This is a genomic window from Trebonia sp., from assembly GCF_030042015.1.
Classification (GTDB): Bacteria; Actinomycetota; Actinomycetes; order Streptosporangiales; family Streptosporangiaceae; genus Trebonia.
In genome coordinates, this window is the sequence record NZ_JASIAL010000022.1 from 1 (window position 1) to 4,627 (window position 4,627).

Below are 4,627 nucleotides of genomic sequence, written 5' to 3' on the forward strand. Positions count from 1 at the left end.
CGATGCTCGAGCTCCCGGCGGGCCCGCGCTCCGACGCCGCGCCCGCCCCCGGCGCCGACATCGGCCCCGCCTCCGCGCCCGCCCCCGTCTTCGACGCCGACAAGACGCCCGGCCGCATTCTCCACATCGTCACCGACGCGCTGCCGAGCACAAGCGCCGGCTACACGGTCCGCACCCAGGAGATCGCGGTCGCCCAGCGCGGCGCGGGAATGGACCCGCACGTCGTGACCCGGATCGGCTTCCCCGTCACGGCCGGGACGATCGACGGCAGGCGCCTGGTGACCGTCGACGGCGTCCCGTACCACCGGCTGCTGCCGTGGATCATGCCGGGCAGGGCGGACACCGTCGCGAGTCAGGGCCGCAGCCGAGCCGCGACCCTCGTGCGGCGCCTCAGCCCGGCGGTGCTGCACGCCGCGAGCAACTACGCCAACGCGCTCACCGCGCTGGCGCTGCGCGACACCACGGGCCTGCCGGTCGTCTACGAGGTCCGCGGGTTCTGGGAGGACACCTGGCTGTCCAGGCACGCGGCGGCCGACGGCCTGCGGGCAAGCGAACGGTACCGGCGCAGCCGCGCCCTGGAGACCCACTGCATGCAGGCGGCGGACCTGGTGGTGACGCTCGGCGAGGCGATGCGCGCGGAGATCATCGCCCGCGGGGTCGGCGACGGCAAGGTCATCATCGTCCCGAACGCGGTCAGCGCCGAATTCCTGCAGCCCCTGCCCGACGACCACGGCAAGCTCAGGCGCGAGCTCGGCATCAAGCCGGGCGAGCACGTCGTCGGCCTGGTGTCCAGCCTGGTCGCGCACGAGGGCATCGGCACGCTGCTCGAGGCGGTCGCGATCCTGGGCGCCCGCGGCTACCGCACCAGGGCGCTCATCGTCGGCGACGGCCCCGAGCGCGCGGCCCTCCAGCGCCAGGCCGCGGCACTCGGCCTTGACGCCATTTTCACCGGCAGGGTGCCGCTGGCAAGAGTCCGTGATTATCACGCCGTCCTTGATGTCTTCGTCGTCCCCCGCACCCGGGACCGAGTATGCCAGCTTGTCACGCCGCTGAAGCCAGTCGAGGCGATGGCGAGCGGCCTGGCCGTCGTCGTCAGCGCGGTGAGCGCGCTGACGGAGATAGTCAACGATAAGGTAACCGGAATCCATGCGCCGCCGCAGGACGCCGGGGCGCTCGCCGACCGCCTGCAGCTGCTGCTGTCCAGCCCGGAGCTGCGAAAGAAGCTCGGCGACGCCGCCAGGGAGTGGGTCGCCCGCGACCGGACCTGGGAACACAACGCCGCAAGGTACCGCGACGCCTACGCGCGCCTCGGCGCGCTTTAGCTACCTTGTAATGGTCTGTGCCAACAGGGAAGAGGGGCGGTTACGTGGCCGGCTACCGGAACGTCGTCATCATCGGGCTCGGCTACGTGGGCCTGCCGCTGGCCCAGGAGGCTGTCCGCGCGGGGCTGCACGTCACCGGGCTGGACGTCAAGCGGGCCACGGTCGACGGGCTCAACGGCGGCCGGACCCACGTCGACGACCTCACCGACGCCGACATCGCCGCGATGGTGGCGGGCGGGTTCCGCGCCACCACGGACGTCAGCGCCTGCGGCGACCCCGACGTCATCGTGATCTGCGTGCCGACGCCGCTGTCGGAGTCCGACGGCCCGGACCTGACCGCCGTCCGCGCCGCCACCGAGACCGCCGGGAAGCTCCTGAAGGCCGGCACCCTCGTCGTCCTTGAGTCAACGACGTACCCGGGCACCACCGATGAGGTCATCCGCCCGATGCTGGAGAAGGCGTCGGGGCTGACCGCGGGCATCGGCTTCCACCTCGCGTTCTCGCCGGAGCGCATCGACCCGGGCAACCCCGTCTACGGCTTCCGCAACACCCCGAAGATCGTCGGCGGCGTCACCGCGGCCTGCACGGAAGCCGCCGCCGCCTTCTATGCACATACGTGCGACACAGTGGTCAGGGCTAAGTCCGCGCGCGAGGCCGAGATGGCCAAGCTGCTTGAGAACACCTACAGGCACGTGAACATCGCGCTGGTCAACGAGATGGCGATCTTCTGCCACGAGCTCGGCGTGGACCTGTGGGACGCGATCAGGTGCGCGCAGACCAAGCCGTTCGGCTTCCAGCCGTTCTACCCGGGCCCTGGCGTCGGCGGCCACTGCATCCCGATCGACCCGAACTACCTCAGCTACAAGGTCCGCACCGAGCTCAGCTACCCGTTCCGCTTCGTCGAACTGGCGCAGGAGATCAACACCAGGATGCCCGGCTACGTGGTGGACCGCGCGGCCGAGCTGCTGAACACCGACGCCAAGCCGCTCAACGGCGCGAAGGTGCTGCTGCTCGGCGTCACCTACAAGCAGGACGTCGCCGACCAGCGCGAGTCCCCGGCCCGGCCGATCGCGCGCAAGCTCCTGCAGCGCGGCGCGGAGCTCAGCTTCCACGACCCGTTCGTGCGCAGCTGGCAGGTGGACGGCCGCGACATCCCGCGCGCCGCCGCCCCGACCGCCCCGGCCGACCTGACGATCTTGCTGCAGGCGCACGGCGGCTACGACCTGGCCGACATCGCGGCGCACGCGCACCTGCTGTTCGACACCCGCGGCAAGTCCTCCGGCGACCGCGTGTCCCGCCTGTGATGCACGTCGTCGTCTGCACCGTGGTGCACCATCCGGCGGACGCGCGGATCTACTTCCGCCAGATCAGCGCGCTGCTCGACGCCGGGCACCGGGTGACCTACATCGCGCCCCTCACCCACGATCAAAACCATATTTTCCCCGAACGATCCGTGGCGTCTCTCACCGCCGTCGCCATTCCCCGCGCGGTGGGACGCCGCCGCCTGCGCGCGCTGCGCGCCGCCCGCGCGGCCATGGCCGCGCACGCGCCGGACGCGGACCTGCTCCTCGTCCACGACCCAGAACTGCTGCTCGTCCTCCCGCCCCGCGGCAAGCGCCCGCCGACGGTCTGGGACGTGCACGAGGACACCGCCGCAGCGCTGACGACGAAGGCCTGGCTGCCCCGCTTCCTGCGCCCGGCCGCCGCCGGGGGCGTGACGTTCGCCGAGCGCCTCGCCGAGCGCCGCCTGCACCTGATCCTCGCCGAGCACGGCTACAACGCCCGCTTCAGGCGAACCCACCCCGTCGTGCCCAACACCACGTACGTCCCCGAGACCGCCGCCCCGCCCGGCGGCCCGCGCCGGGTCATCTACATCGGCCACCTGTCCCCGGACCGGGGCAGTGCCGAAATCGTGTCGCTGGCCCGCATGCTGGCCCCGCACGGCATCGCGGTGGAGCTGGTCGGCCCCGCCGACCCGGCGGCCCGCGCCCACATCGAGGCCGCGGGGGACCTCGTGCACTGGCACGGCTTCGTGCCCAACGAGCAGGCGCTTGCGATGGCCGAGGGCGCCCTGGCCGGCCTGTCGCTGCTGCACGACGAGCCGAACTTCGTTCACTCGATGCCCACCAAGGTCGTCGAGTACATGGCCCGCGGCGTCCCGGTGATCACCACGCCGCTGCCGCTGGCCGTGGCTCTCGTCCGTACCGCCGAATGCGGCTTCGTCGTCCCGTTCGGCGACGTCGCGGCCGCGTGCGAGGCGGTCCTGACGCTGGACCGCGACCCCGGCCTGCGCCTGAAGATGGGCGCCCGCGGCCACGACGCCGCCAGGCAGTCACTCGGCTGGCCCGCCGACGCCCGCGCCTTCGTCGCCAAGCTGGAGTCCTGGGCCCGCGCGTTATGCCCGGTCAGCCCGCATGAGGCGGCGAATCGCCGCACCCGCCGTGCAGCCAGCTGAGCAGGCCGGGCGGCGCCAGCTTGGCCGCCCGGGCGTGGTAGGCGGCCAGGTCCTCGTCGCCGAGGACCTCGCGTCCCGCGCCTGAGCTGCCACGGCGGAAGAACGCGGCGTTGCTCTTGAAGATCCCGGTGGTCGGCACGAGCATGTCCGCGCTGCCGCGCATGCTTGCGAACGTGGCCGCGCCGGCGAGCGCGGGCCAGACCCGATCGGGGACCGCTATCGCGAGCCGGCCGGCCAGCGCGCGCATCTGGCCCTCCAGGTCGGCGGACAGGTCGTCGTAGTGCACGAGCAGCACGTTCGGCTCGCCGCGCCTGGCCCACGCGTCGGACAGGTGCCACATGACCCCGGGCAGCGAGTCCGGCTGCGCGCGGGGATCGTCGTCCGAGGCGACCCAGCCGAGCAGCCAGTCGCGCAGCGGCTTGCGCGGCCGTGCCGGGCCGGCGGGCTCGGGCCGGCCGGTCAGCTGCCGTACCCGCGCGCGGTCGATGTTCTCGCCCTGGTGGTAGAGCGACACGGCCATGTCGAGCGGATGGCGGCCGGTCACGATGTAGGTGGCGCGGGGGTCGAGCGGGATCCCGTCAAGCGGAGTGTGCGTCTTGATGAACCGGCGGTGTTCTTGCGCGGCAAGCCGGGCATAGATCTCCTCGCGCGGCACGATCAGGTGATCGAGCCACGGGGACAGCTGCGCGAGCGGAGCCGGGAGCCGCGGCGTCTGGAAGATCAGCAGCGCGCAGATCATCTGCACCCACGTCGTCCCGGTCTTGGACCGGGTGCTGATCACGATGTCGCCGGCCCGGAACGGGAATCCGAGCCACCGGGCGCTGTCCTCTTCGGGCGATCGGTAACGGAA

Annotated in this window: 4 protein-coding genes; 3 read left to right on the forward strand and 1 reads right to left on the reverse strand. The window is 72.3% G+C overall.

Annotated features, from left to right (window positions below; all coding sequences use genetic code 11):
- From Q1N79_RS01065 to Q1N79_RS01075, 3 genes are all read left to right on the forward strand, one after another.
- Window positions 1-1,322 (forward strand): glycosyltransferase family 4 protein (locus Q1N79_RS01065; protein ID WP_300602974.1); only part of this gene is annotated, 1,322 nt, incomplete at its 5' end.
- 44 nt (window positions 1,323-1,366) lie between these two features.
- The gene (locus tag Q1N79_RS01070) at window positions 1,367-2,626 is read left to right on the forward strand and encodes a nucleotide sugar dehydrogenase (protein WP_300602977.1); all 1,260 of its coding nucleotides are present in this window, start codon (window positions 1,367-1,369) and stop codon (window positions 2,624-2,626) included.
- On the forward strand, window positions 2,626-3,777 hold the full coding sequence (locus Q1N79_RS01075) for a glycosyltransferase family 4 protein (protein WP_300602980.1): 1,152 nt from the start codon (window positions 2,626-2,628) through the stop codon (window positions 3,775-3,777). The genes Q1N79_RS01070 and Q1N79_RS01075 overlap by 1 nt, the downstream gene beginning before the upstream one ends.
- On the opposite strand, the gene Q1N79_RS01080 is transcribed toward Q1N79_RS01075, so the two are convergent.
- Window positions 3,728-4,627: sulfotransferase domain-containing protein (locus tag Q1N79_RS01080; protein WP_300602983.1), on the reverse strand; the 900-nt coding region annotated here is incomplete at its 5' end. The two genes, Q1N79_RS01075 and Q1N79_RS01080, sit on opposite strands and share 50 nt — an antisense overlap.

What these genes read in the sequence shown, in the direction of transcription:
- Q1N79_RS01075 (WP_300602980.1), top strand. Translation starts at nt 2,626, where the DNA reads ATGCACGTCGTCGTCTGCACCGTGGTGCACCATCCGGCGGACGCGCGG.